The following is a 21,319-nucleotide window of genomic DNA, read 5'->3' on the forward strand; positions in this document are numbered from 1 at the left end:
AAAAATGATATTTCAATTTTTTTAAAAATAGGCCAAAAGAGTTCTGCTGAACTGAAGAAAATGAAATACAAAAGAGAAAAAAGTGCAAAACGGTGTTGACAAGCCCTAGACAGAACAGTACAATAAGAACAATTCGCAAAACCGGCCATGCCGGTTTTAGCCAGATGAAGGGGTGGTACCTGTGGGATACAACGTGTCCGGTTCCAAGCAAAAGGCCATTAACATCCTATGTGATGAGTTTCGGAAATATAACTTCATCGACCCGGAGGACTGCGAGAAGCTGGGGGTCAAGCGGGGGCTGCGCAACGCCGACAACACCGGCGTCCTGGCGGGGCTGACCCTGATCTGCGACGTAGTGGGCTACGAGATGGTCGACGGGGTCAAGACCGCCACCCCCGGCAAGCTGCTCTACCGGGGCATCGACCTGGACGAGTTCGTGGCCGGGGTCATCGATTCGGGCCGCTACGGGTTTGAGGAGTTGAGCTGGCTGCTGCTCTTTGGCAAGCTGCCCACCCAGCAGCAGCTGGACTTCTTCAACGACGTGCTGGCGGACTTTCGCGCCCTGCCCCCCGGCTTTGCCGAGGACATGATCATGAAGGCCCCCTCCCCCGACGTGATGAACAAGTTGGCCCGCTCGATCCTGGCCATGTACAGCTATGACGACGAGGCGGAGGACCTCTCCATGGGCAACGTGATGCGCCAGTGCATCGAGATCATCGCCGGCACCCCCACCATCATCACCAACGCCTACCAGGTCAAGCGGCGCAACTACGACCACAAGAGCATGTACTTCCACCTGCCCAAGCGGGAGCACTCCACCGCCCAGACCATTCTGCGCACCGTCCGCCCCGACAAGCGCTTCACCGAGGAGGAGGCCCACCTGCTGGACCTCTGCCTCATCCTCCACGCCGAGCACGGCGGCGGCAACAACTCGGCCTTTGCCTGCCGGGTGCTCTCCTCCTCCCTCACCGACACCTATTCGGCCCTGGCCAGCGCCGTGGGCTCCCTCAAGGGCCCCCGCCACGGCGGCGCCAATCTCAAGGTGACCCAGATGCTGGAGGGGATGAAGGAGGCCATCCCCCACCCCGCCAGCGAGCAGGACGTCGAGGACTACCTGCGCCGCCTGCTGCGGCGGGAGGCGGGGGATCGCTCGGGGCTGATTTACGGCATCGGCCACGCGGTCTACACCGTCAGCGACCCCCGCGCCCAGATCCTCAAGCGCTACGCCGAGCACCTGGCGGTGGAAAAGGGCTTTGGCGAGGACCTGCACCTGCTGCAGATGGTGGAGAAGCTGGCCCCCCAGGTGTTTGCCGAGGAAAAAGGTGTTGACAAGAATTTGTGCGCCAATGTAGACTTGTATTCGGGACTGGTGTACCGCACCCTCGGCATCCCCGAGGAGCTGTTCACCCCGCTGTTTGCCGTTGCCCGGATGCCCGGTTGGTGCGCCCACCGCATGGAAGAGCTGATGTTTGGCGGCCGGATCATCCGCCCGGCCTACAAGAACCTGACGGCAAAACAGTCGTACGTCCCCATTAACCAACGTTAGGTGGGGTTTTTATGAAGATCGCTTTTCTGGCCGCCTGGGCCGTCTTTACGGCTGCCTCGGCGGCCTTGCGCGTTTTCCAGCTGGACCGATATGTGGCGGGGGGGCTCTTTACCAGCCAGTCCCCGCTCCAGTACGGGGCCATTGCCGGGGCGCTGCTGCTCTGCATCCTGCTGGCCCTCTTCTGCGCCAGGGGGGAGCCGCGGGGCCGCCGGGACGGCTCCGCCCGGCCCGGCTGGGGCGGAGCGCTCTGCGCCCTGGGCATCCTGGTCGCCGGGGTGGGGGCCGCCCAACTGGTCTCCCTCTTTTTAGGGGGGCGGGTCCCCCTGGCCCGGCTGGGCCTCTACGCCTTTGCCGTCCTCTTTGGGGTGGGGCTCTTCGGCTGCGGCCGCTACCTCGCCGGGGCGGCCAGCCGGCTGCCGGTGCTCTGCGCCCTCTACCCCGGCTACACCCTGGTGCTGCTGATTGCGGGGCGGGCGGTCTCGGCCCTGGTCTCCCAGGGGATTTTGGAGCTGCTCTCCTGCTGCACCGCCTGCTTCTTCTTTGTCCACGCCGCCGGGGCCATGGGCGCCCAGTGGGGCGGCGACCGGGTGCGCAAGGGGACCTTTTGGGGGCTTTTGCACCTGTTCTGCTTCGCCCTCGCCACCTTCCCACCGGCGGTCCTCTCGCTGGGGGGCGGGGCCGCCTTCGCCCTGGGCGACCTGCTGGGCCTTGTCTTTGACCTGCTCTACTTCGCGGCCGGGCTGGTGCTCTGTCTCTACCTGGCGGGAGAGCTGGACCCTGCCCGCCGGGCGGGGGAGCACCTGGCCCCCGCTCCCGGCATCCCCCTGGCGGACCGGGCGCAGCTCTTCTACACCGCCGACAGGGAAGAGGGGCCGCAAGACCCCCCCGCGGCGGAGAAGAGGGCTGCACCCCCCTCTGGGGAGGGGAGGGGGAAGGCCGTCCCCGCCGCAGACGGGGAGCGGCCGGAGGAGCCCTCTGCCAGGGCCACCCCTCCCGCCCCGCGGCCGGCAGAGCGGCCTGCGCCCAGCGCCCCCCGGCGCTCGTCCGGCCCTCGCAGGGCGGCGGGCAGGGGGGACGGCGCCTATGTGTACCGGCCCCGCAGCAAGAGAGAGGGCGGCCCCCGCCGGGGGCGATAGCACTCAAATCGAGGAAAAAAGGCCGTCGCCCGGCTCAAAGCGGGCGGCGGCCTTTTCGTGTGCCGATGAAAAGAGGAAAGCGGCCCTGCGCGATCCGACGCGCAAGGCCGCTTTCCTTGGCTTGAAAAAACTACGCGTAAGGCAGCTGACAGACATCAGCCAACTCCACGTAAAGGGCCGAATACCGGTTTTGGAGCAGCTCAAAGGGGCTTTCGCTCCGAAGGACCGGGTCCTCGGCGCTCTCCCGCACGGGGAGGATGCACTTGACAGTGGTCCCCTCGCCAGGGGTGCTCTGCAAGAGGACCCGCCCGCCGTGGAGGGCGACTGCATACCTGCAGAGGGTCAGCCCCAGCCCGGTGGAGGGGAAGCCCCCATCCGGCCCGTGGGAGAAGTAGGGTTCAAACACCTTGGCCTGCAGGGCCGGTTCGATGCCCCGCCCCCGGTCCCGCACGGTGATCACCACTTCGCCGCCAATCAGGCGCGCGTCCAGGTGGACGGCGTTTTGGTCCCGGGTGTAGAGGAAGGCGTTGGAGAGGAGGTTGGTCAGGGCCTGCTCCAATTTGCCCTGGTCGGCCTGCATCTGCACCCCGTCCAGCTGGATTTGGCTGGTGAAGGGGATGCCGCTGCGCCCCATCACCAGCCGCACCCCCTCGCAGAGGTTTTCCAAAAACCGGCCCATGTCGAGGGGCTGGGGCAAAAAGGGGTTGTTGCCCGACTGGTATTTGGCGATCTCCTCCACGTTGCGGCTGATGCGCAGCAGGCGGTAGGCGCTCTGATTGATCCGCTCCACCAGCTGCTGGCCGGCGTAGTCGCCGCTCTCCTCCAGCCGGCGGGCCAGGGGGGGCAGGGCGGAGAAGATGGCGGTCAGCTTGGTGCGGTAGGACTGGGAGAAGGCGGCTGCCACCCGCTGCGCCCCCTCCAGTTCCAGGGGGGAGGCGGCGGTTGCCGGCGCGGGGAAGAGGGCGAAGACCGCCTCTAGGGCGCCGTCGTCCAGACAGGGCAGCAACCGCACCGAGGCGGTCCCCTCCCCGGAAAAGAGGGAGGGCAGCTGCAGCAGCACCTCCTGCCCCCGGCGCAGCTGCGCCTCGACCTGCGGCCAGTCGCACTCCTGCGAGAGCTCCCGCAGGCTGCGCAGGGAAAACTGGGGGCACTGTCGCTCTAAATATGGGTTTTGCCAAAGGGTGTCAAGCGCGGGGTCGCAGAGGGATACCGGCGCCTGCATATCTCGAAAACACCGCTTGACCATCTCCACAATGGGAGGGTGAGGGATCGGGTCCAAACCATTCATCGACAATTTTCTCCATAATTCGACAAAATAGGATAGTGTCAGTATACTATCACTGAAATCGGTTTGTAAAGACATTTCGCCAAATATTGGGGTTTTAGCTGGGCGGAGGGCCCCCTTTTTGCAAACGCCTGCACGCCCCGGCGGGGAAAACGTGAAAATACTGGGAAGGAACAGTTAATTTTGTGACAAACCCTTGCGGTTTCCCCTGTTTTGATATAAAATGAAAGCAACTTAAAATATAGGAGGCTGTTTCCAATGGCTATCAAAATCGGTATCAACGGCTTTGGCCGCATCGGCAGACTGGTGTTCCGCGCTGGTCTGGACAACCCCGACTACGAGTTCGTGGGCATCAACGATCCCTTCATGACCCCTGACTACTGCGCTTACATGCTGCGCTACGACACCGTGCACGGCCAGTACAAGGGCGAAATCAGCTACACCGATGACGCCATTGTCGTCAACGGCAAAGAGATCAAGTTCTATGCTGAGATGGACCCCGCCAACATTCCCTGGGGCGAGTGCGGCGCCGACTACGTGGTTGAGTCCACCGGCGTCTTCTGCACCACCGAGAAGGCTTCTGCCCACATCAAAGCCGGCGCCAAGAAGGTCGTCATCTCCGCTCCCGCCAAGGACAAAGAGACCCCGACTTTCGTGTGCGGCGTCAACCTGGAGACCTACACCAAAGACATGATGGTCGTCTCCAACGCTTCCTGCACCACCAACTGCCTGGCTCCCATCGCCAAAGTCATCAACGACAACTACGGCATCGTCGAGGGCCTGATGACCACCGTTCACTCCACCACCGGCACCCAGAAGACCGTTGACGGCCCCTCCAAGAAGGATTGGAGAGGCGGTCGCGCCGCTGCCGGCAACATCATCCCCTCTTCCACCGGCGCCGCCAAGGCCACCGCTCTGGTCATCCCCTCTCTGAAGGGCAAGCTGACCGGTATGTCCATGCGCGTTCCCACCCTGGATGTCTCCGTGGTCGACCTGACCGTCAAACTGGCCAAAGCCACCACCTACGAGGACATCTGCGCCAAGATGAAAGAGGCTTCCGAGACCTCTCTGAAGGGCGTGCTGGGCTACACCGAGGACGCCGTTGTCTCTTCCGACTTCTACGGCGATCCCAGAACCTCCATCTTCGACGCCAAGGCCGGCATCATGCTCAACGACACCTTCGTGAAGCTGGTTTCCTGGTACGACAACGAGTGGGGCTACTCCAACAAAGTTCTGCAGCTGATCTCCCACATGGCCGAGGTCGACGCGAAGTAACTTTGCCGCAAGCATTCAAAAGGGCCGCTGCCGAGAGGCAGCGGCCCTTTTATTGTGCGAAGAATGAACGGCAATATGCGGAAAAAGGGCAAAGGAAACGGCGGTTGACCGCAGCGCTTGTGGGAGGGAGGGACCCGTGTCTTTTCCCGCCGCTGCAGCGTTTTGTTCGGGAGGGATGGCAGAGCTTTTCCCCGCACAAAACTTGGTGCGCTTTGAGCGCTGGGGGGGTGTCCGCTTTGCCGGCGCTCCTTCGGCGCCTACCCCCAGCCCCAAAGACCGGGCCGGTGAACGGCCCTTTTGGGCGATCAAGCGCGCTTTTTCTTCGGGCGCCGCGGCCTAATTCGCCATGGGCAGCGGAGGGCCCTTTGACGGCCTGTCCCCCATTGCGGCCCGACACCCGCCCTGGCAGCCAGCGGCGGCCGGGAAGGCCATTGCCACAGAGGATTTGCTTAGGGCCGGATGCCGCCCGCTCGGGAGACCGGGCCGCCATACCGCCAGACGGCGGCGGCCAGGACGGCGGTCACCACAGCTGCCGCGGGCCAGAAGAGGGGGTTGTGGGTGCCGCCAGCCAGGATCAAAAGCCCGCCCAGGGTGGCCAGCAAGGGGATGAGCACCCCGCTGACCCAGCCGCCCGCCTTCCCCCGGAAAAACAGCCGGATGAGGAGGAAGTAGACCGCCATGTAGAACAGGTAGCTAAAGGCCACCGTGCACTCGGACAGGTCGGCGTTGGGCAGCCAGCCGCCGCGCTGGCTCCAGTAGTGCAGCCCCAGCCAGAGCGCCGAGGCGGCAAAGGAGAGGATGGCCGAGGGGACGGGGATGTCCAGCTGGGCGTTGACCCGTTCGAGGGTGGCGGCGCCGGGTACCATCCCCCGCAGGGCCAGGGCGTGGGGCATGCGGATGCTCCCCATCACCAGGCCGTTGACCGTCCCCATCACCGAGATGAGGACAAAGACCAGCACCGCCTTGGCCCCCCAGGGCCCCAGCAGGTCGCCGGCCATCACGTCGATGTGGGCGTCCCCCAGGGCCATCACCCGCTCCGGGCCCAGGTAGCAGGAGACCCCCACAAAGTAGAGCAGGTAGATCGCCAACACCAAGAGGGGAGCGGCGATGAGGGCGATGCGGAGGTTTCGCTTGGCGTCGCGCACCTCGTGGGCGATGGAGGTGGCCACGATCCACCCGTCAAAGGAGAAGGCGATGGGGGCCAGGGCCGCCGTCCACCCCAGGGCGGCAAAGGCGCTGCCGGTCTGCGGGGGGACGATGGAGGAGGGGTCGCCGAAGAGCATCCCCACGGCGGCGAAGAGGAGGAGGGGGATCAGCTTGACCACCGAGGAGAGGCGCTGAAAGGCGCCCCCGAATTTGGGGGAGAGGGTGTTGTAGAGGTAGCACAGCAGCAGGAACCCGCCCCCCACCAGCACCTGTGTGCCCAGGGACCAGTCCTGCCCAAAGAGGAGGGCCAGATAGACCCCCACCACCGAGGAGACCACCGAGATGAGGGAGGGGTAGTAGAAAAAGGTCTGAAACCACCCGGCCGCACAGGCCAGCCGTCGGCTGCCGAACTCCTGGGCATAGGCCACCAGCCCGCCGGGGGAGTCGGTGAGGGAGGCCAGCTGGGCAAAGGCCAGCCCGCCGAAGACGATGGCGATGGCCGCCACCGCAAAGGCCAGGGCCCCCAGGGCGATGTTGCCCCCGGTGAGGGTGAGGATGTCGTCGGCCTTGAAGAAGATCCCCGAGCCGATGACGATCCCTACGATCATGGTAAAGGCGGTGAACAGGCCGTATTTTGGTTTGAGTTCCACGCAGTTGCCTCCTTTTCCCCTTTTGCGCACAGCAAAAAGAGGGCTTTGTGTTGAGTATGGTCGATTGCTCCGCCCTTTAGCCGCCCGCCGCTGCCCGGCGGGCAGAAAAAAGGCGGGCCGCCCAGAAGGGGCAGTCCGCAGTCGACTTGGAAAAGGGAGAAAAAATTTGAAAAGCGTTTTCAATTGCGGGTAAAAATGGTAGTATACTAATGGACAGGGGCGACGGCCCGACCCTGGGGTGCCGCCTACTTTTTGCCCCTGCCACCGCCGTTTTTGCCCAGCTCCGCCTCCACATTGCTGATGAGGTTTTGCAGGGAGGAGTAGTAGAGCGGGTAGTTCTCGGTCATGGATTGGGTGGTCAGGGCAAAGGCGTCCCGGTTTTCGATGGGGGTGAGCCCCTCCAGGTCCTGCCCAGCCGACAGGCAGTCGATGTTGGCCTCGTTCTGGCTCATGGCGCTGCGGCAGAGGTGGGACACCCGCACCTTGGAGATGCTGAACATGGTGTCCTGATTTTTGGGGTTGATGCCGCAGAGTTTGCGAAAGGACTTGTAGACGGCGGTCATCAGGTAGCTCGACACCTCACGCGTCAGCGAGTCGTTGCGCCCCTTGGAGAGCATGTCGAAGACGATGTGCAGGGAATTGGTGATGAGCTTTTTGTTGAGCACCGGCATGATGCTGCCGGCAAAGGCGTTCTGGCGGCCGCCGTCCCCGTCGGGCAGGTCGTCCACCGAGAGGGTGAGCCCGGCCCGGTCGGGCGAGCGGCCCAGCAGGTAGTCGCAGGAGACGCCGTAGTAATCGGCCACCTTCACCACGAACTCCAGCCCGCACTCCCGTATGCCCTTTTCGTAGTGGGAGAGGAGGGCCTGGGAAATCCCCAGGCTGGCAGCCACCTGTTTTTGGCTGACCCCCTTCTCCTTCCTCAAAAGAGTCAGGATCCTATGAAAATCGGCATTCATCGTCAAAACTCCCCGCATTTTTACATAGTGTAAATTATAAAGCAAGCAAAACCTTTTGTAAAGGCAAATTTGAGCGATTTGGGCGGAGGGATTTTTCTTTCTCCGCATTGCAATAATAAGGAATGGTGTTTTTATGAAAACTTACAAGGTTCACCTCATCCGCCACGGCCTCACCCAGGGCAATTTGGACGGCAGGTACGTGGGGGCGCGCACCGACCTGCCCCTCTGTCCCGAGGGGGTGGCCCGCCTGCGCCGACTGCAGGGGGATTACGACTACCCGGCGGCGGACAAGCTCTATGTGGCGCCCCACCTGCGCTGCCGGCAGACCGCCCACCTGCTCTACCCCGGGGTGGCCGAGCAGGAGGTCATGGAGGAGCTGGGGGAACTGGACTTCGGCCGCTTTGAGGGCAAGACCCTGGAAGAGCTCAAGGGCGACCCCGACTTTGAGAAGTTTGCCGCCGGGTCGCCGGACGCCTTCATCCCCGACGGGGAGGAGATCGAGGAGTTTGCCGCCCGCTGCACCCTGGGCATCCGCACCGTCATCGAGGACATGATGAAGGGCGGCCTGGAGTCGGCGGCAGTGGTGGTGCCCGGCGGGGTGATCATGGGGCTGCTGGCCGCCTTTGGCTACCCCCGCAAGCGCCAGTTGGAGTGGCACTGCGATGACGGCTGCGGCTACACCCTGCTGGTGACCCCCCAGCTGTGGCAGGCCGCCCAGGCCTTTGAGGTCATCGGCATCATGCCCCACGGGGCGCAGACGCCGACCCCCCTCAGCGGGCGGTAAAGAGAGAGATTCGGCGGGGCCTGTGGCCCCATGGAGAGAAAGGCGGTCGCGTGATGGCGGAAGAGAGAAGAGAGCAGTTGGGCCTGGTGCACATCTACACGGGGGACGGCAAGGGGAAGACCACCGCCTCGGTGGGGCTGTGTGTGCGGGCGCTGGGCGCGGAGGAGCGAGTCTACTTCACCCAATTTTTAAAGGGCGGCGACTCGGCCGAGCTGGAGAGCCTGCGCCGCCTGGGGGCCCAGGTGTGTTCGCCCCTCACCAGCGGCAAGTTCTACTTTGCCATGGACGAGGGGGAGAAGGCGGCCTGCCGGGCCCAGCAGCAGGAGCTGCTCGCCCAGGCCGCCACTGCCGCCGCCGGCGGGGCCTACCGGCTGGTGGTCTGCGACGAGATCATGGCCGCCCTCTCCCTGGGCCTGGTGGAGGAGGGGCAGGTGCTCGCCCTCCTCGCGGACCGGTCCCCGGGGACCGAGGTGGTGCTCACCGGGCGGGACGCGCCGCCCGCCCTGGTAGAACAGAGCGATTACTGCACCGAGATGTGCTGCCGCAAGCACCCCTTCGAGAGGGGCGTCCCCGCCCGCAAGGGGATCGAGTTTTGACGCTGGCGGGAAGGGAGGGAGTGAGCGAGTTGAGACAGAGCATCAAGCGGGACTCGAAAAAGATCCTTCGCCACCAGATCGGCAAGGCTATGGCCGTCCTCTTCATGGTGGTGTCGGTGCTGATGTTTTTCACCCTGGTGGAGCGCATCTGCGTGCAGACCCTCAACATCTGGGGCCTCTCCGACCTCTTTGCCCTGGGGGAGGTCCCCTTTGACGCGCCGGTGGTGATCCTCAGCGCCTCGGTCATCCTCGCCATCTGGCTGCTGCGGGGGCTGGTCCTGGCCCCCCTCTATCTGGGGCAGCACCGCTGGTACTGGAATGTGGCCCTGGATCCCGACGCCCCGGTGTGGGATGTCTTTCACTACTTCGGCGGCCTGCGGCGAATGGGGCGGAGCATCTGGTACGCCCTCAACCTGATTGCCCGCAGCGCCTTTTACAGCATCTGCATGCTGGCCCCCCCGGCGGGGCTGCTCTGGGCCGGGTACTACTTCTACATCTCCACCGACAGCACCCTCTTCACCGCCCTGGGGGCGGTGGTCATCATCCTCTCCCTGCTGCTGATGGCCTTGACGGTGCCGCTGCTGGTCTACTTTTTGACCCGGTACTTTCTGGCCAAGTACATCGTCATCTCCCGCTCCGACATCCCGGTGCGAAAGGCCTTTCACATCTCGGTGAAGGAGATGGCCAGCCGCCGGGGGGAGCTGTTCTTCCTCTATCTGTCCTTTCTGCCCTGGGCGCTCCTCTCCCTGCTGGTGATCCCCATCCTCTACTTTTTTCCCCACCTCTCCACCAGCACCGCCCTCTACGCCCACTGTTGGCTGCGGGAGGTGGACTTCACCGCCTACGGCTGCCCGGCGCAGCGGGCGACAGAGGGGGCCAGCCGCCCTTAAAACAGCTCCGCCCGCCCTCTGACAGGGCGGGGAGAGAAGAGAGCCGCACCGGACTGCCAGGCCCGGTGCGGCTCTCTTTTTATCGGGTTGCCCTTGCCGCAGAGAGCGGCGTTTTTAGGGTGCAAAAAAGGCAGCGCCGAAGCGCCGCCTTTTTTGCCGCGTGAGGAAACGCGAAGTGCAAACTTGTATGAAAATATAGAGGGCAAGCGTGGGGAGAAGAAGCCTATTTTTTCAGCTTCTCAATGCAGTCGCTGCAGACCAGGCGGTCCATGTAGTTGACCAGATCCTTGTCAGAGCCGCAGAAGACGCAGCTGTCTTTGACCTTGCGCAGGCTGATGACGTCGTCCTCCACGAAAATTTCAATGTTGGTCCCCTTGGTCATGTCCAGGCTGCGGCGCAGCTCAATGGGGATCACGATGCGGCCGAGTTCGTCCATCTCACGAATAATGCCAGTAGATTTCATTGCTATTTCTCTCCTTCTTGTCGATATAAAACTGCAAAAAATGTGGGAACTGAGATTATTATAGTCAAATGGGGTCGATTTGTCAATTTTTTCAAGTAAATAAATGGGAGAAAGGAATACAATTTACACTCTTGACATATTTATCCTCGAGAGAGGGGCGGATTTTCGTGATGACGTATATATGGGTGGGGATGCTCGTTCTGTCGGTGATCTGCGGGGCGCTCACCGGGCGGATGGAGGGGGTCTCGGCCGCCGCCATGGGGGAGTGCCTCAAGGCGGTGGAGCTGTCCATCACCCTGCTGGGCTCCCTCTGTCTCTGGGGCGGGGTGATGAACATCGCCGAGAAGTCTGGGCTGACCGAAAAGATCTCCGGCTGGTTTTACCCCCTGGTGGGCAGGCTCTTTAAGGGGGTGCGGCGGGACTCCCCCGCCTTTGCCGCCATCTCCATGAACCTGATGGCCAACCTCCTGGGGCTGGGGAACGCCGCCACCCCCCTGGGCCTTGCCGCCATGCGGGAGCTGGACCGGCAGAACGGCGGCGGGGAGAGCGCCTCCGACGACATGATCACCTTTGTGGTGCTCAACACCGCCTCGCTGCAGCTCATCCCCACCACCGCCGCCACCCTGCGGCTCAAGGCGGGCAGCCAAAACCCCATGGAGATCATCACCTGTGTCTGGCTCTGCTCCGTCCTCGCCCTGGCGGCGGGGCTGCTGGTCAACCGCGCCCTGCGGGGCGCCACCCGCACCCGCGAGCCCGGGCCGGCCGCCCGCCGGATCGCCAAGGGGGGGAGCCGGCCGTGACCGCCTATGTGGTGCCCCTGCTCCTCTGCGCCTTTGCCCTCTACGGCATCTCGCAGAAGGTGCCGGTCTTTGACGCCTTTATGGAGGGGGCGGGGGAGAACGCCAAGGTGATTTTGCGGGTGCTCCCCTCCCTGGTGGGGCTGATGACCGCCGTGGGGATGTTCAAGGCCTCCGGGGCGCTGGACCTCCTGCAGGTGGGGCTGGCGCCGGTGGCGTCGCTGCTGCAGATCCCGCGGGAGATCATCCCCCTGGCCCTCCTGCGCCCCATCTCGGGCAGCGGGGCGATGGTCATCTTTCAGGACGTGCTCCAGTCCTTCGGGCCGGACAGCTACATCGGCCGGGTGGCCAGTGTGCTCATGGGCTCCACCGAGACCACCTTTTACACCCTGGCGGTCTACTACGGGGTGACCCACGTCAAAAAGACCCGCCACACCCTGCCCTCGGCCCTCTCGGCCGACCTGGCGGGCTTTGTCTGTAGCGCCCTGCTGGTGCGCCTCTTCTTCGGCGCGGCGGGGTGAGGGGCAAAAAAAGAGGGGCGCAGGTCCGCCGCGCGCGGCGTCTGCGCCCCTTTTTGGGCCGCCTTCCCCTTCGGATTAGGGGGAGGCGGCCTTTTGGCCGGCCGGGTCTCTTCCGGGTGAGTGGAGGAGGCCCTCAACTGGACTGCCCCTCTGTCAGCTCCTCCATCGAGACCTGCAGCAGTTGGGCGATCTGTGCCAACTCCACGTCGGTCACAAAACGGCTTCCATTTTCAATTCGCTGGATGGCGTTCTTGTCCAAATCCAGGCCGAGCACCTGCAGCCGTTCGGCCAACAGCCGCTGGGACACCCGGGGCCGCATCTGTTTGCGCAGATGGGCAATTTGCTTGCCGCAAAGGTTGTTGCGGCCGTCGGGAGCTTTGTTCTTGTACATGGTCGTATCACCTTCTCGCTCGCCTTGCGCAGGCGTTTTTTCAAGCCAGTTTTATTATAGGTTTGCCCGGGAGAGAGGGTGACATTCGCCTAATGTCAGGGTCGCGCGGCCGTGGGAAGAGGGGATAAAAAAGAGAGGGCGGGGGAAGCCACTGCTTCTCCCGCCCTCTCGGGCGCATGGAATGCACGGTTGTGTAGACAGGTGTTTTACAGGCCGATGAAGCCCACTTTTTTGTAGACCTTTCGCAGCATCTTGGCGGTGGCGCGGCAGGCCTTTTCCGCGCCCTCGGTGTAGCATTTTTCCAGGTATTCCCTGTCCTTTGACAGCCGGGCGAAGGCCTCGCGGATGGGGGCCAGCTCGTCGCTGACGGTCTCGCCCACCGCCAGCTTGAACTCGCCGTAGCCCTTGCCGGCAAACTCCCGCTCGATCTCGTCGAAGTCCTTGCCGGTGATGGCGGAGTAGATGGACATCAGGTTGTTGATGCCGGCCTTCCCCTCCCGGCGGCAGACAACCCCCTCGGAGTCGGTGACCGCCTTTTTGAATTTGCGGAGGATGACGTCCGGCTCGTCGAGGATGGAGATGAAGCCGTTGGGGTTGGGGTCGGACTTGCTCATCTTCTTCTCCGGCTCGGTGAGGGACGTGATCTTGGCCGCCGTCTCTGGGATATAGGGTTCGGGCACCACAAAGGTCTCGCCGAAGCGGCCGTTGAAGCGGTTGGCGATCCCCCGGGCCAGCTCCAGATGCTGTTTCTGGTCCTGCCCCACCGGCACCAGGTCGGTGCCGTAGGCGAGGATGTCGGCGGCCATCAGCACCGGGTAGGTGAAGAGCCCGGCGTTGATGTCGTCGGGGTGCTTCTGGCTCTTCTCCTTGAACTGGGTCATCCGCCCCAGGTCGCCGAACTGGGTGAAGCAGGAGAGGACCCAGGCCAGCTGGCTGTGGGCGGGGTTGTGGCTCTGGATGAAGAGCAGGCTCTTCTGGGGGTCGATGCCGCAGGCGATGAGCAGGGCGTAGCAGTCCAGCGTCTGGCGGCGCAGCTTGGCCGGGTCCTGCTTGACGGTGATGGCGTGCAGGTCCACCACCGAGTAGGTGCAGTCGTACTCGTCTTGCATGGGACCCCAATTCTTCACCGCCCCCAGATAGTTGCCCAGGGTGAATACCCCGGTGGGCTGGATGCCGCTGAAGATGACCTTTTTGCGCGGGGTCATGTTCTGTTCCATAAATGCTCCTCTTTTCTATACTAAACGTAATTTATGCAAAAGTTTTTACAATTTTCGCCATGATCTGCACCCCTTTGACGATCTCCTCGTCGCTGGGGGTGGAGTAGTTGACCCGGAAGGAGTGGCAGGGCTGGCTCTCGTCAGTGTAGAAGGCGTTGCCCGGCACCAGGGCCAACCCGGCCTTGACGCACCGCTCGCAGAAATCCGGCATGTCGATTTCATCGGGGAGGGTGCACCACAAAAACAGGCCGCCCTGGGGCTTGCGGTAGGTGACCTTGCCCGCCAGGTAGCGGTCGATGGCCTCGCACATGGTCTGGGCCTTTTTGCGGTAGGTGGCCTGCAGCCCGGCGATGTGCTCGTTTACGTCCCAGCGGGTGAGGAACTCGTTGCAGATGATCTGCGCCAGGGAGTTGGAGTGGACGTCGGTGGTCTGCTTGGCCACCGCCAACTTGGAGGCCAGCTCGTTTCGGGCCACCACAAAGCCCACCCGCAGGGCGGGGGCCAAGATCTTGGAGAAGCTGCCCAGGTAGATGACCCGGTCGCCCCCCCGGTCGAGGGACTTGATGGTGGGCACCGGCTCCCCGTCGATGCGCAGGTCGCCGTAGGGATTGTCCTCCAAAATCAGCAGGTCGTGGGCACGGGCAAAGTCGAGGATGGCCTGGCGTTTTTGCAGCGAGGTGACCACCCCGCTGGGGTTTTGGAAGGTGGGGATGATGTAGAGGAAGCGGGGGTTGTGGGCCCCCTCCCAGGCGGATCGCAGGCTCTGCAGTGAGAGGCCGTCGTCCTCCAGCTCCACCGGGGCCAACTGCACCCCGTAGGAGCGGAAGGTGTTGAGCGCGCCGATGAAGGTGGGCTTTTCCACCAGCACCGTGTCCCCCTCGTCGCACAGGCATTTGGTCACTAAGTCGATGCCCTGCTGGGCGCCAGAGGTGATGAGCAGGGTGTTCTCGGAAAAGTCGATGCCGTAGTCCTGGGCCAGCCATCGCTCCAAGGTGGTGCGCAGGGCGGGGTAGCCCTCGCTGAGGGAGTACTGCAGGGCGGCGGTGGGGTCTTTTTGCAGGATGTCGGCGGTGATGGCGGCGATCTTCTCCACCGGGAAGGTCTCGGACGCGGGGTTGCCGGCGGCGAAGGAGATGACATTCGGGTCGGACGAGTACTTGAGGATCTCCCGGATCACCGAGGGCTTGAGGGTCGACATCTTGTGCGAGATGGGGTAGGACATGACGGTTCCTCCTTTTCACGGTCCCAGCCGGGCCCCGATGGGGCGGGCCGGGGGATGGGTGCGGCTGGAAATGCCAGGGGCGCGCAGCGCGAGGCGATACGGGCCATGGGGCGGGGCAGAGGGCGTTTGCACATCTGCCCGGCCGCCGCTGGTATAATAGCCGCGTTGCGGCTATTATACCACAAAGAGCGGGGGGAGAAAAACCCCCCGCCCCTGCAAAGCGCCGAAAATCCCCCGGCCGGCAGCCGATAAATTGACAAATGACGGCCCAGACTGTACTATAAGGGCAGGTGGCTGCCGCCGCCTTTTTTGTGCGGCGCCGGCCGACTGCACACCGCAGCAGCGCCCGCCCCGGTGGCCGGGCAGTTTTGATTTGAAGAGAAGAAAAGGTGGTAAAGAGAATGGAAGGCAAAGTTCGCACCCGGTTTGCGCCCAGCCCCACCGGCTACATGCACGTGGGCAACCTGCGCACCGCCCTGTACGCCTATCTGGTGGCCAAGAAAGACGGCGGCACCTTCATCCTGCGCATCGAGGACACCGATCAGCAGCGCAAGGTCGAGGGGGCCGAGGACATCATCTACAACACCCTGCGCCAGTGCGGCCTGCGGTGGGATGAGGGCCCGGACATCGGCGGCCCGGTGGGCCCCTATGTGCAGAGCGAGCGGATGGGGATGTTCATCGACTACGCCAAGCAGCTGGTGGAGTCGGGCCACGCCTACTACTGCTTCTGCGACAAGGACCGGCTGGAGCAGATGAAGACCATCCAAAAGGCCTCCGGCCAGCCCACCCGCTACGACGGCCACTGCCGGAACCTCTCCAAGGAGGAAGTGGAGGCCCGCCTCGCCGCCGGGGAGCCCTATGTCATCCGCCAGAAGATGCCGCTGGAGGGGACGACCACCTTCCACGACGAGATCTTCGGCGACATCACCGTCGAGAACAGCACCCTCGACGACCAGGTGCTCATCAAGCGCGACGGGATGCCCACCTACAACTTCGCCAACGTGGTGGACGACCACCTGATGGGGATCACCCACGTCATCCGCGGCAACGAGTACCTCTCCTCCACCCCCAAGTACAATCTCCTCTACCAGGCCTTCGGGTGGGAGATCCCGGTCTACATCCACTGCCCGCCGGTGATGAAAAACGCCACCGAAAAGCTCTCCAAGCGAAACGGCGACGCCTCTTTTGAGGACCTGGTGGCCAAGGGCTATTTGAAGGACGCGGTCCTCAACTACATCGCCCTGCTGGGGTGGAACCCCAAGGGCGAGGAGGAGATCTTCACCCTCGACGAGCTGGTGCGGGAGTTCTCCCCCGAGGACATCTCCAAGTCCCCCGCCATCTTCGACCCCCAGAAGCTGCGCTACATCAACGCCGAGTACCTGCGGCGGATGGACGAGGAGACCTTCTACGAGACCGTTCTCCCCTGGATGAAGAAGGGCGTCGCCCGGGAGGACATCGACTTTCACCTGTTGGCCCAGGTGCTGCACGCCCGCACCGAGGTGCTGGAAGAGGTGCCCCCCCAGCTGGACTTCATCGACGCCCTGCCCGATTACAGCAACGACCTCTACACCCACAAGAAGATGAAGACCAACGCCGAGACCTCCCTGGACGCCCTGCAGAAGGTGCTGCCGGTGCTGGAGGGGATCGAGGACTTCACCCTCGCGCCGGTCCACGACGCCCTCTTCGCCCTCATCGCCGAGTTGGGGGTCAAAAACGGCGCCGTCCTCTGGCCGCTGCGGGTGGCCCTCACCGGCAAGTCCTTCACCCCCGGCGGCGGGGTGGAGATGGCGGTCATCCTGGGCAGGGAGGAGTCCCTCGCCCGCATCCGCAAGGGCATCGCCCAGCTGCAGGGCTGACGGGCGGATCCCCTTTTCAAAGAGAAGAGACGGCCGGGGGCCGCGGGGTCGGCAGGATCCTGCGGCCCCCTTTTTTTGTGTGCGGCCCCGCCGCGAAAGGAGCGAGTGAACGTGTTTGTCGACCTCACCCTCAAAGTCACTCCAGAACGCACCAAGGACGCCCAGGGAAATGAAAAAAAGGCCCTCACCGGCCACCTGGGCACCCACTTTGACGTCATGGACAAGGTCTTCCCCCTGGCGTTTCTCCGCCGCCCGGCGCTGGTGCTCGACGTGTCGGCGGTGACAGGGCGGGACATTGAGCCGGAGGACCTGCCCCTGGAGCGGGTCCTCCCCGGCGACGCCGTCCTCTTTTCCACCGGCTGGCTCGAGCGGGAGGGCTACGCCACCCCCGCCTACTTCAAGGGGCACCCCCAGCTCTCCCAGCGGCTCATCGACGCCCTGCTGGAGCGGGAGGTCTCCCTCCTGGGCATCGACTGCGCCGGCATCCGCCGGGGCAGGGAACACACCCCCGCCGACCAGCGCTGCGCCGACCGGGGGGCCTTTGTGGTGGAGAACCTCTGCAACCTGCAGGGGGTGCTGCGGGGGGCGCCCTGGGCGGCCTGCACCCTCTACACCTTCCCGGTGAACTTCGCCCAGATGAGCGGCCTGCCCTGTCGGGTGGTGGCCGAGTTGCCCGAGGGGGAGGAGTAGGGGACAGGTCCCCCGCCCATTCCTCTGCGCGGTGAACGGGGGGCGTTCCCCGCGAGCGCCCGGCACCTGCTTGGGCGGCTCCGTTGAACGGCGATCCCTATCAAACAGAGAGAGGCGGCCCGGAGAGGGCCGCCTTTTTTGCGCCCTTTCCCGCAAAAAAGCGCCCCCTTTTCCCAAAAGGGGCCCTTCTCCCGCCTCCCTCGCCGCAAAGGACTATTTTTCCCCATGCCCGCTGCGACAGAATTTCCACCCGCCGGCCCTCTATACTGAATGTACCAAAGAGGACCGACACCCCTCCCCCCTATGTGTATGCGCCGGGGGGAGGGAAGATGCGCAAACCAGGGAGGAATTGGCCATGAGAGGGATGCTGTTTACAGCCGCCGGGCGGCTGGCCCGGGGCAGGGCGGGGAAGAAGGGGGAGGGCCAGCGCAGCTGGCTGGCCCAGATGGCCCACCGCCATGCCTTTTTGCTGCGGCAGGCGGGGGTGTTCGCCGTGGGCTTTGTGCTGGCGGGGGCCTCGCTGCTGGGGGAGATGTCCCCCCTGGCCATCGCCTTTCTGGCGGCGGTCCCCGGCGACTATCTGCTCTGGAGCGCCACCGGCGCCTTCTGCGGCTACCTGTTGCTCACCCCGCTGGAGACGGGGCTCACCTACCTGGCAGCGGCGCTGCTGACGGTGGTGCTGCGCTGGACCCTGGCCTTCCGGGCGGAGGACCGGCGGGCGGCCTGGCCCAAAATCACCGCCTGTGGCTTGGGGGTGCTCATCGCCCGGGTGGGGCTGGCCTCGGCGGTCGGGTTGGCGCCCGACCGGCTGGCCCTGTCCGCCAGCGAGGCGCTGCTGACCATGGGGGTCTGCTACTTCTTCACCGTCACCGCCGCGGCCTTCTCCCAGGGGAAGAGCCTCAAGGGCTTTTCCAACTTACAGCTGGCCAGCCTCTTCATCTGCCTGGCCTGCGGGCTGATGGCCCTCGACGGGATCGCGGTGCTGGGCCTCTCGGTGGGGCGGATGGCGGCGGTGGTCTTCACCCTGGTGGCCGCCTACCTGGGCAAGGAGTCCACCGGCGCGGTGGCGGGGGTGCTGATGGCGCTGGCCATCTCCCTCTCGGGGCCGCAGATGCTGCTGTTCATGGGGGCCTTCCCCCTGGGCGGGCTGGTGGCGGGCCTCTTCGCGCGGCAGAACAAGGTGCTCTGCGCCCTCTCCTTTGGGGTCTGCTGCACCATTGTCGCCACCTTCCTGCCGGCGCAGGAGCTCTCGGGCGGGCTGGTGGTGGAGTGGTTCGTGGGCTGCGCCCTCTTCCTCCTCCTGCCGGGGAGGCTGCTGGGGGCCCTGCCCCTGGGAGAGGGGGCGGACAGCCTGGTCAAGAGCGAGCGGGTCAAGCGGATGGTGAGCTACAAGCTGCAGTCCACCGCCGCCTCCCTCTCCACCATCTCCCACAAGATCCAAACCCTCTACAAGCGGCTGGACACCCTGGGCGGGGAGGACATCTCCCAGGTCTACCACTGCGCCGCCGACAAGGTCTGCAAAAACTGCGGGCTGTGCAGTTTCTGCTGGGAGCAGCAGTACACCGAGACCTGCGACTGTCTCAACAAGGGGATGGAGGCGCTGGGGCAGCAGGGCCAGCTCTCCGGGGAGGACCTGCCCCCCTATTTCGTCAAGCGCTGTGTCAAGCTGGCCCCTTTGCTGCAGGCGGTGGAGGAGGGCTATGAGCGCTACCTGCAAAACCGGGCGGTGGGGCGGAAGATGTCCTATGTCAAGAGCGGGGTCATCGGCCAGATGGACAGCCTCGCCAAACTGCTGGCGGGGATGGGCGAACAGGTGGAGAGCATGGACGACGTGGACATGCAGTCCAGCCGCCAGATCGCCAATCTCCTCACCGACCTGGGCTTTGCGCCCAAGGACGTCCTCTGCACCACCTCCCGCCAGAAGGGGGCCAAAATCGAGCTCAAGCTGGACAACGACCTGAGCGAAAAGCAGCAGCGCTACATCTCAGAGGAGCTCTCGGACTACTGCGAGCGCAACTTTGACGAGGGGGTGCTCAAAAAGACCTTGGACGGCAGCTACCTCACCCTCAACGAGCGCCCGCCCCTGGTACTGGAACACGGGGTCTGCCAGCTGGCGGCGGACGGCCGCTGCGGCGACAGCTTCGACGTCTTTTCGGGGGAGGACGGCTACTGCTACTGCGTCCTCTCCGACGGGATGGGCACCGGCGACTTCGCCGCCATCGACTCCACCATGACCTGCTCGGTGGTCTCCACTGTGCTGCGCTCGGGCTTTGACATCGACGGCTCGGTGGAGCTCATCAACAGCGCCCTGGCGGTCAAGACCGGGGACGAGGCGGTCTCCACCATCGACCTGATGCGCTTTGACTGCTTCACCGGCGAGGCCCTCTTTGTCAAGGGGGGCAGCCCCTGCACCTACCTGCTGCGGGGCGGCCGAGCCGCCCGGCTGGGCAAGCCCTCCCTGCCCATCGGCATCCTCCAGAGCGTGGCGCTGGACAAGAGCGCCGCCCGCCTCAAGGCCGGCGACCTGGTGCTGATGGTCAGCGACGGCGCAGTGGGGGAGGACGAGGCCCTCATCGCCCAGCAGCTGGCCCTTTTAAAGGACGGAGAGCCCGAAGAGATCGCCCAGGCCATCTGTCAGCTGGCCAAGCACGCCGCCGGCCAGCGAGACGACATCACCGCCATCTGCTTTCGGGTCTCGGCCCAATAGGCGTTTCCCCCGCCGGGGGACGCACCCTTTTCCGCCTGGTCAGCGGGGGAGGGGCGTCCAGCGGCTTGGCATATAATCTCCTCTTTTTGTGACAGCGCCCCCTCCCGCCCTCTTGCCGGCGAAGGGGGCGCTGCCGCGCGCCCGGCCCCTCTGCAAAGGTGCACAAAAAAGCCGCCGTCTGTTTTGCAAAAAAATAGACGGCGGTCTTTTTCTTTTTAGAAGGGGGATCTTATACTGTAAGTGCGGCCAGTTCCCCCCGCGCAAGGAGGGTCACCGCCCGGCGGTCCGCCCGCACCAACCCCGCCTGTTCCAGCTTTTGCAGGGCCCGGTGGACGCTGCGCAGGGTGGTGAAGAGGGCGTCGGCCATCTCCTGTTTGGGCAGGGTGACCACCCCGTTTTCGTCGGCGCTGGCCAGCAGGAGGGCCGCCAGGCGGACGACCACCGTCTTTCCCTTGGCGCCGGTGCGCTCCAGCGACTGATTCAGCTGCTGGCGGGCGGTCTTTTCGTAGAGGCGCAGGGCGAGCCCCGCATCCCGCTGCAAAAGGGCAAGCAGCTCCTCTCCGCCGATGCGGTAGCCCCGGCAATCCCCCGAGGCAAAGACGGTGGTGATGACCCGCTGGTGGCAGACGATCTCCAGGTCGCCGAAAATCTCCCCCGGCCGGTAGCGGTAGAGGATGGCGGAGAAGCCGTCGGGGTCCAGGGTGCGGACCACCGCCTCCCCCTCGGTGAGAAGGCAGGCCCACTCGGGCACCTCCCCCTGCAGCAAAATGGCCTCCCCATTCTTGCAGGCAAAGGGGGCAAAGTGCCCCAGCAGGCCCCGCTGCACCAGGTATTCTAAGATGTTGTCCACAGGCCCACCCCCTTTTTCTTTTATGATAGGGGGGCGGCATCCATTTGTCAATCGAGAGAGGAGAGATCGCACAGCAGACAGCGCGCAAAAAGATCATCATCGACACCGACACCGCGTCCGACGACGCGGTCGCCCTGGTGGCGGCCCTGCGGGACCCCACCTTGCAGGTGCTGGCCATCACCACCGTGGCGGGGAATGTGGAGCTGCCCCTGGCGGTCAAAAACGCCCTCCTCTCGGTGGAGCGGGCGGGCAGCTATCGGCCGCCGGTCCATGTGGGGGCCCCCGGCCCCCTCCTCTGCGAGCTGGAGACGGCCGACCAGATCCACGGGGCCGACGGGATG

Annotated in this window: 20 protein-coding genes; 12 read left to right on the forward strand and 8 right to left on the reverse strand. The window is 64.4% G+C overall.

Features of this window, described 5'->3' with window-relative positions; genetic code table 11:
* Positions 1–181 precede the first annotated feature (181 nt).
* Together KQI11_RS01970 and KQI11_RS01975 are read left to right on the forward strand one after the other, a co-directional pair.
* Positions 182–1,546, forward strand: a complete 1,365-nt coding sequence (locus KQI11_RS01970) for a citrate synthase (RefSeq protein WP_216400888.1) — start codon at positions 182–184, stop codon at positions 1,544–1,546.
* A gap of 11 nt (positions 1,547–1,557) precedes the next feature.
* Positions 1,558–2,682, forward strand: coding sequence for a hypothetical protein (locus KQI11_RS01975; RefSeq protein WP_216400889.1), 1,125 nt, complete (start codon positions 1,558–1,560; stop codon positions 2,680–2,682).
* A gap of 130 nt (positions 2,683–2,812) precedes the next feature.
* Here the strand turns inward: KQI11_RS01975 and KQI11_RS01980 are convergent, their stop codons facing one another.
* A complete protein-coding gene (locus tag KQI11_RS01980) occupies positions 2,813–3,970 on the reverse strand; it encodes a sensor histidine kinase (protein WP_216400890.1) in 1,158 nt (385 codons plus the stop codon).
* Positions 3,971–4,225: 255 nt separating this feature from the next.
* Between KQI11_RS01980 and gap the strand changes: the two genes are divergently transcribed.
* Entirely contained in the window at positions 4,226–5,242 is a 1,017-nt protein-coding gene (gene gap, locus KQI11_RS01985; RefSeq protein WP_021660543.1) for a type I glyceraldehyde-3-phosphate dehydrogenase, read from the forward strand.
* A gap of 449 nt (positions 5,243–5,691) precedes the next feature.
* Here gap and KQI11_RS01990 read toward each other — a convergent pair whose 3' ends face one another.
* Together KQI11_RS01990 and KQI11_RS01995 are read right to left on the reverse strand one after the other, a co-directional pair.
* Positions 5,692–7,038 (reverse strand): APC family permease, encoded by a 1,347-nt coding sequence (locus KQI11_RS01990; RefSeq protein WP_353653890.1) that lies wholly within the window; start codon positions 7,036–7,038, stop codon positions 5,692–5,694.
* 245 nt (positions 7,039–7,283) lie between these two features.
* Entirely contained in the window at positions 7,284–7,961 is a 678-nt protein-coding gene (locus KQI11_RS01995) for a helix-turn-helix domain-containing protein (RefSeq protein ID WP_353653892.1), read from the reverse strand.
* A 166-nt stretch (positions 7,962–8,127) separates the two neighbouring features.
* Between KQI11_RS01995 and KQI11_RS02000 the strand changes: the two genes are divergently transcribed.
* From KQI11_RS02000 to KQI11_RS02010, 3 genes are read left to right on the forward strand one after another with little or no spacing between them, the layout of a single operon-like run.
* Positions 8,128–8,778, forward strand: a complete 651-nt coding sequence (locus KQI11_RS02000) for a histidine phosphatase family protein (RefSeq protein ID WP_185915671.1) — start codon at positions 8,128–8,130, stop codon at positions 8,776–8,778.
* A 53-nt stretch (positions 8,779–8,831) separates the two neighbouring features.
* A complete protein-coding gene (locus tag KQI11_RS02005; protein ID WP_216400891.1) occupies positions 8,832–9,374 on the forward strand; it encodes a cob(I)yrinic acid a,c-diamide adenosyltransferase in 543 nt (180 codons plus the stop codon).
* Between the two features lie 20 nt (positions 9,375–9,394).
* Positions 9,395–10,264 carry a DUF975 family protein gene (locus KQI11_RS02010; RefSeq protein ID WP_216400892.1) on the forward strand — a complete coding sequence of 290 codons (870 nt, stop codon included), beginning with the start codon at positions 9,395–9,397 and terminating at the stop codon, positions 10,262–10,264.
* A 223-nt stretch (positions 10,265–10,487) separates the two neighbouring features.
* On the opposite strand, the gene KQI11_RS02015 is transcribed toward KQI11_RS02010, so the two are convergent.
* Positions 10,488–10,727, reverse strand: a complete 240-nt coding sequence (locus KQI11_RS02015) for an AbrB/MazE/SpoVT family DNA-binding domain-containing protein (protein ID WP_021660535.1) — start codon at positions 10,725–10,727, stop codon at positions 10,488–10,490.
* 170 nt (positions 10,728–10,897) lie between these two features.
* Here KQI11_RS02015 and KQI11_RS02020 point away from each other — a divergent pair, with 170 nt between their 5' ends.
* On the forward strand, positions 10,898–11,527 hold the full coding sequence (locus KQI11_RS02020; protein ID WP_216400912.1) for a nucleoside recognition domain-containing protein: 630 nt from the start codon (positions 10,898–10,900) through the stop codon (positions 11,525–11,527).
* Entirely contained in the window at positions 11,524–12,045 is a 522-nt protein-coding gene (locus KQI11_RS02025) for a spore maturation protein (protein WP_185915674.1), read from the forward strand. Before KQI11_RS02020 ends, KQI11_RS02025 begins: the two co-directional genes overlap by 4 nt.
* 133 nt (positions 12,046–12,178) lie before the next feature.
* Here the strand turns inward: KQI11_RS02025 and KQI11_RS02030 are convergent, their stop codons facing one another.
* The 3 genes from KQI11_RS02030 to KQI11_RS02040 form a co-directional block, all read right to left on the reverse strand.
* Entirely contained in the window at positions 12,179–12,436 is a 258-nt protein-coding gene (locus tag KQI11_RS02030; protein WP_185915675.1) for a helix-turn-helix domain-containing protein, read from the reverse strand.
* Positions 12,437–12,642: 206 nt separating this feature from the next.
* The gene (trpS, locus tag KQI11_RS02035; RefSeq protein ID WP_286172423.1) at positions 12,643–13,653 is read right to left on the reverse strand and encodes a tryptophan--tRNA ligase; all 1,011 of its coding nucleotides are present in this window, start codon (positions 13,651–13,653) and stop codon (positions 12,643–12,645) included.
* Between the two features lie 31 nt (positions 13,654–13,684).
* Positions 13,685–14,875, reverse strand: a complete 1,191-nt coding sequence (locus tag KQI11_RS02040; protein ID WP_216400893.1) for an aminotransferase-like domain-containing protein — start codon at positions 14,873–14,875, stop codon at positions 13,685–13,687.
* A 401-nt stretch (positions 14,876–15,276) separates the two neighbouring features.
* On the opposite strand from KQI11_RS02040, the gene gltX reads away from it, so the two are divergent.
* From gltX to KQI11_RS02055, 3 genes are all read left to right on the forward strand, one after another.
* Positions 15,277–16,731: a glutamate--tRNA ligase gene (gene gltX, locus KQI11_RS02045; RefSeq protein WP_216400894.1), complete on the forward strand. Its 1,455-nt coding sequence runs from the start codon at positions 15,277–15,279 to the stop codon at positions 16,729–16,731.
* A 105-nt stretch (positions 16,732–16,836) separates the two neighbouring features.
* A complete protein-coding gene (locus KQI11_RS02050; RefSeq protein ID WP_353653893.1) occupies positions 16,837–17,421 on the forward strand; it encodes a cyclase family protein in 585 nt (194 codons plus the stop codon).
* 355 nt (positions 17,422–17,776) lie between these two features.
* Entirely contained in the window at positions 17,777–20,128 is a 2,352-nt protein-coding gene (locus KQI11_RS02055) for a SpoIIE family protein phosphatase (RefSeq protein WP_216400895.1), read from the forward strand.
* A 229-nt stretch (positions 20,129–20,357) separates the two neighbouring features.
* Here KQI11_RS02055 and KQI11_RS02060 read toward each other — a convergent pair whose 3' ends face one another.
* Entirely contained in the window at positions 20,358–20,978 is a 621-nt protein-coding gene (locus tag KQI11_RS02060) for a Crp/Fnr family transcriptional regulator (RefSeq protein ID WP_185915680.1), read from the reverse strand.
* A 44-nt stretch (positions 20,979–21,022) separates the two neighbouring features.
* Here KQI11_RS02060 and KQI11_RS02065 point away from each other — a divergent pair.
* On the forward strand, positions 21,023–21,319 hold a 297-nt coding region (locus KQI11_RS02065), incomplete at its 3' end, for a nucleoside hydrolase (RefSeq protein WP_216400896.1).

The sequence above is a fragment of the Acetanaerobacterium sp. MSJ-12 genome, from assembly GCF_018917875.1.
GTDB classification, from domain to species: Bacteria; Bacillota; Clostridia; order Oscillospirales; family Ruminococcaceae; genus Bittarella; species Bittarella massiliensis.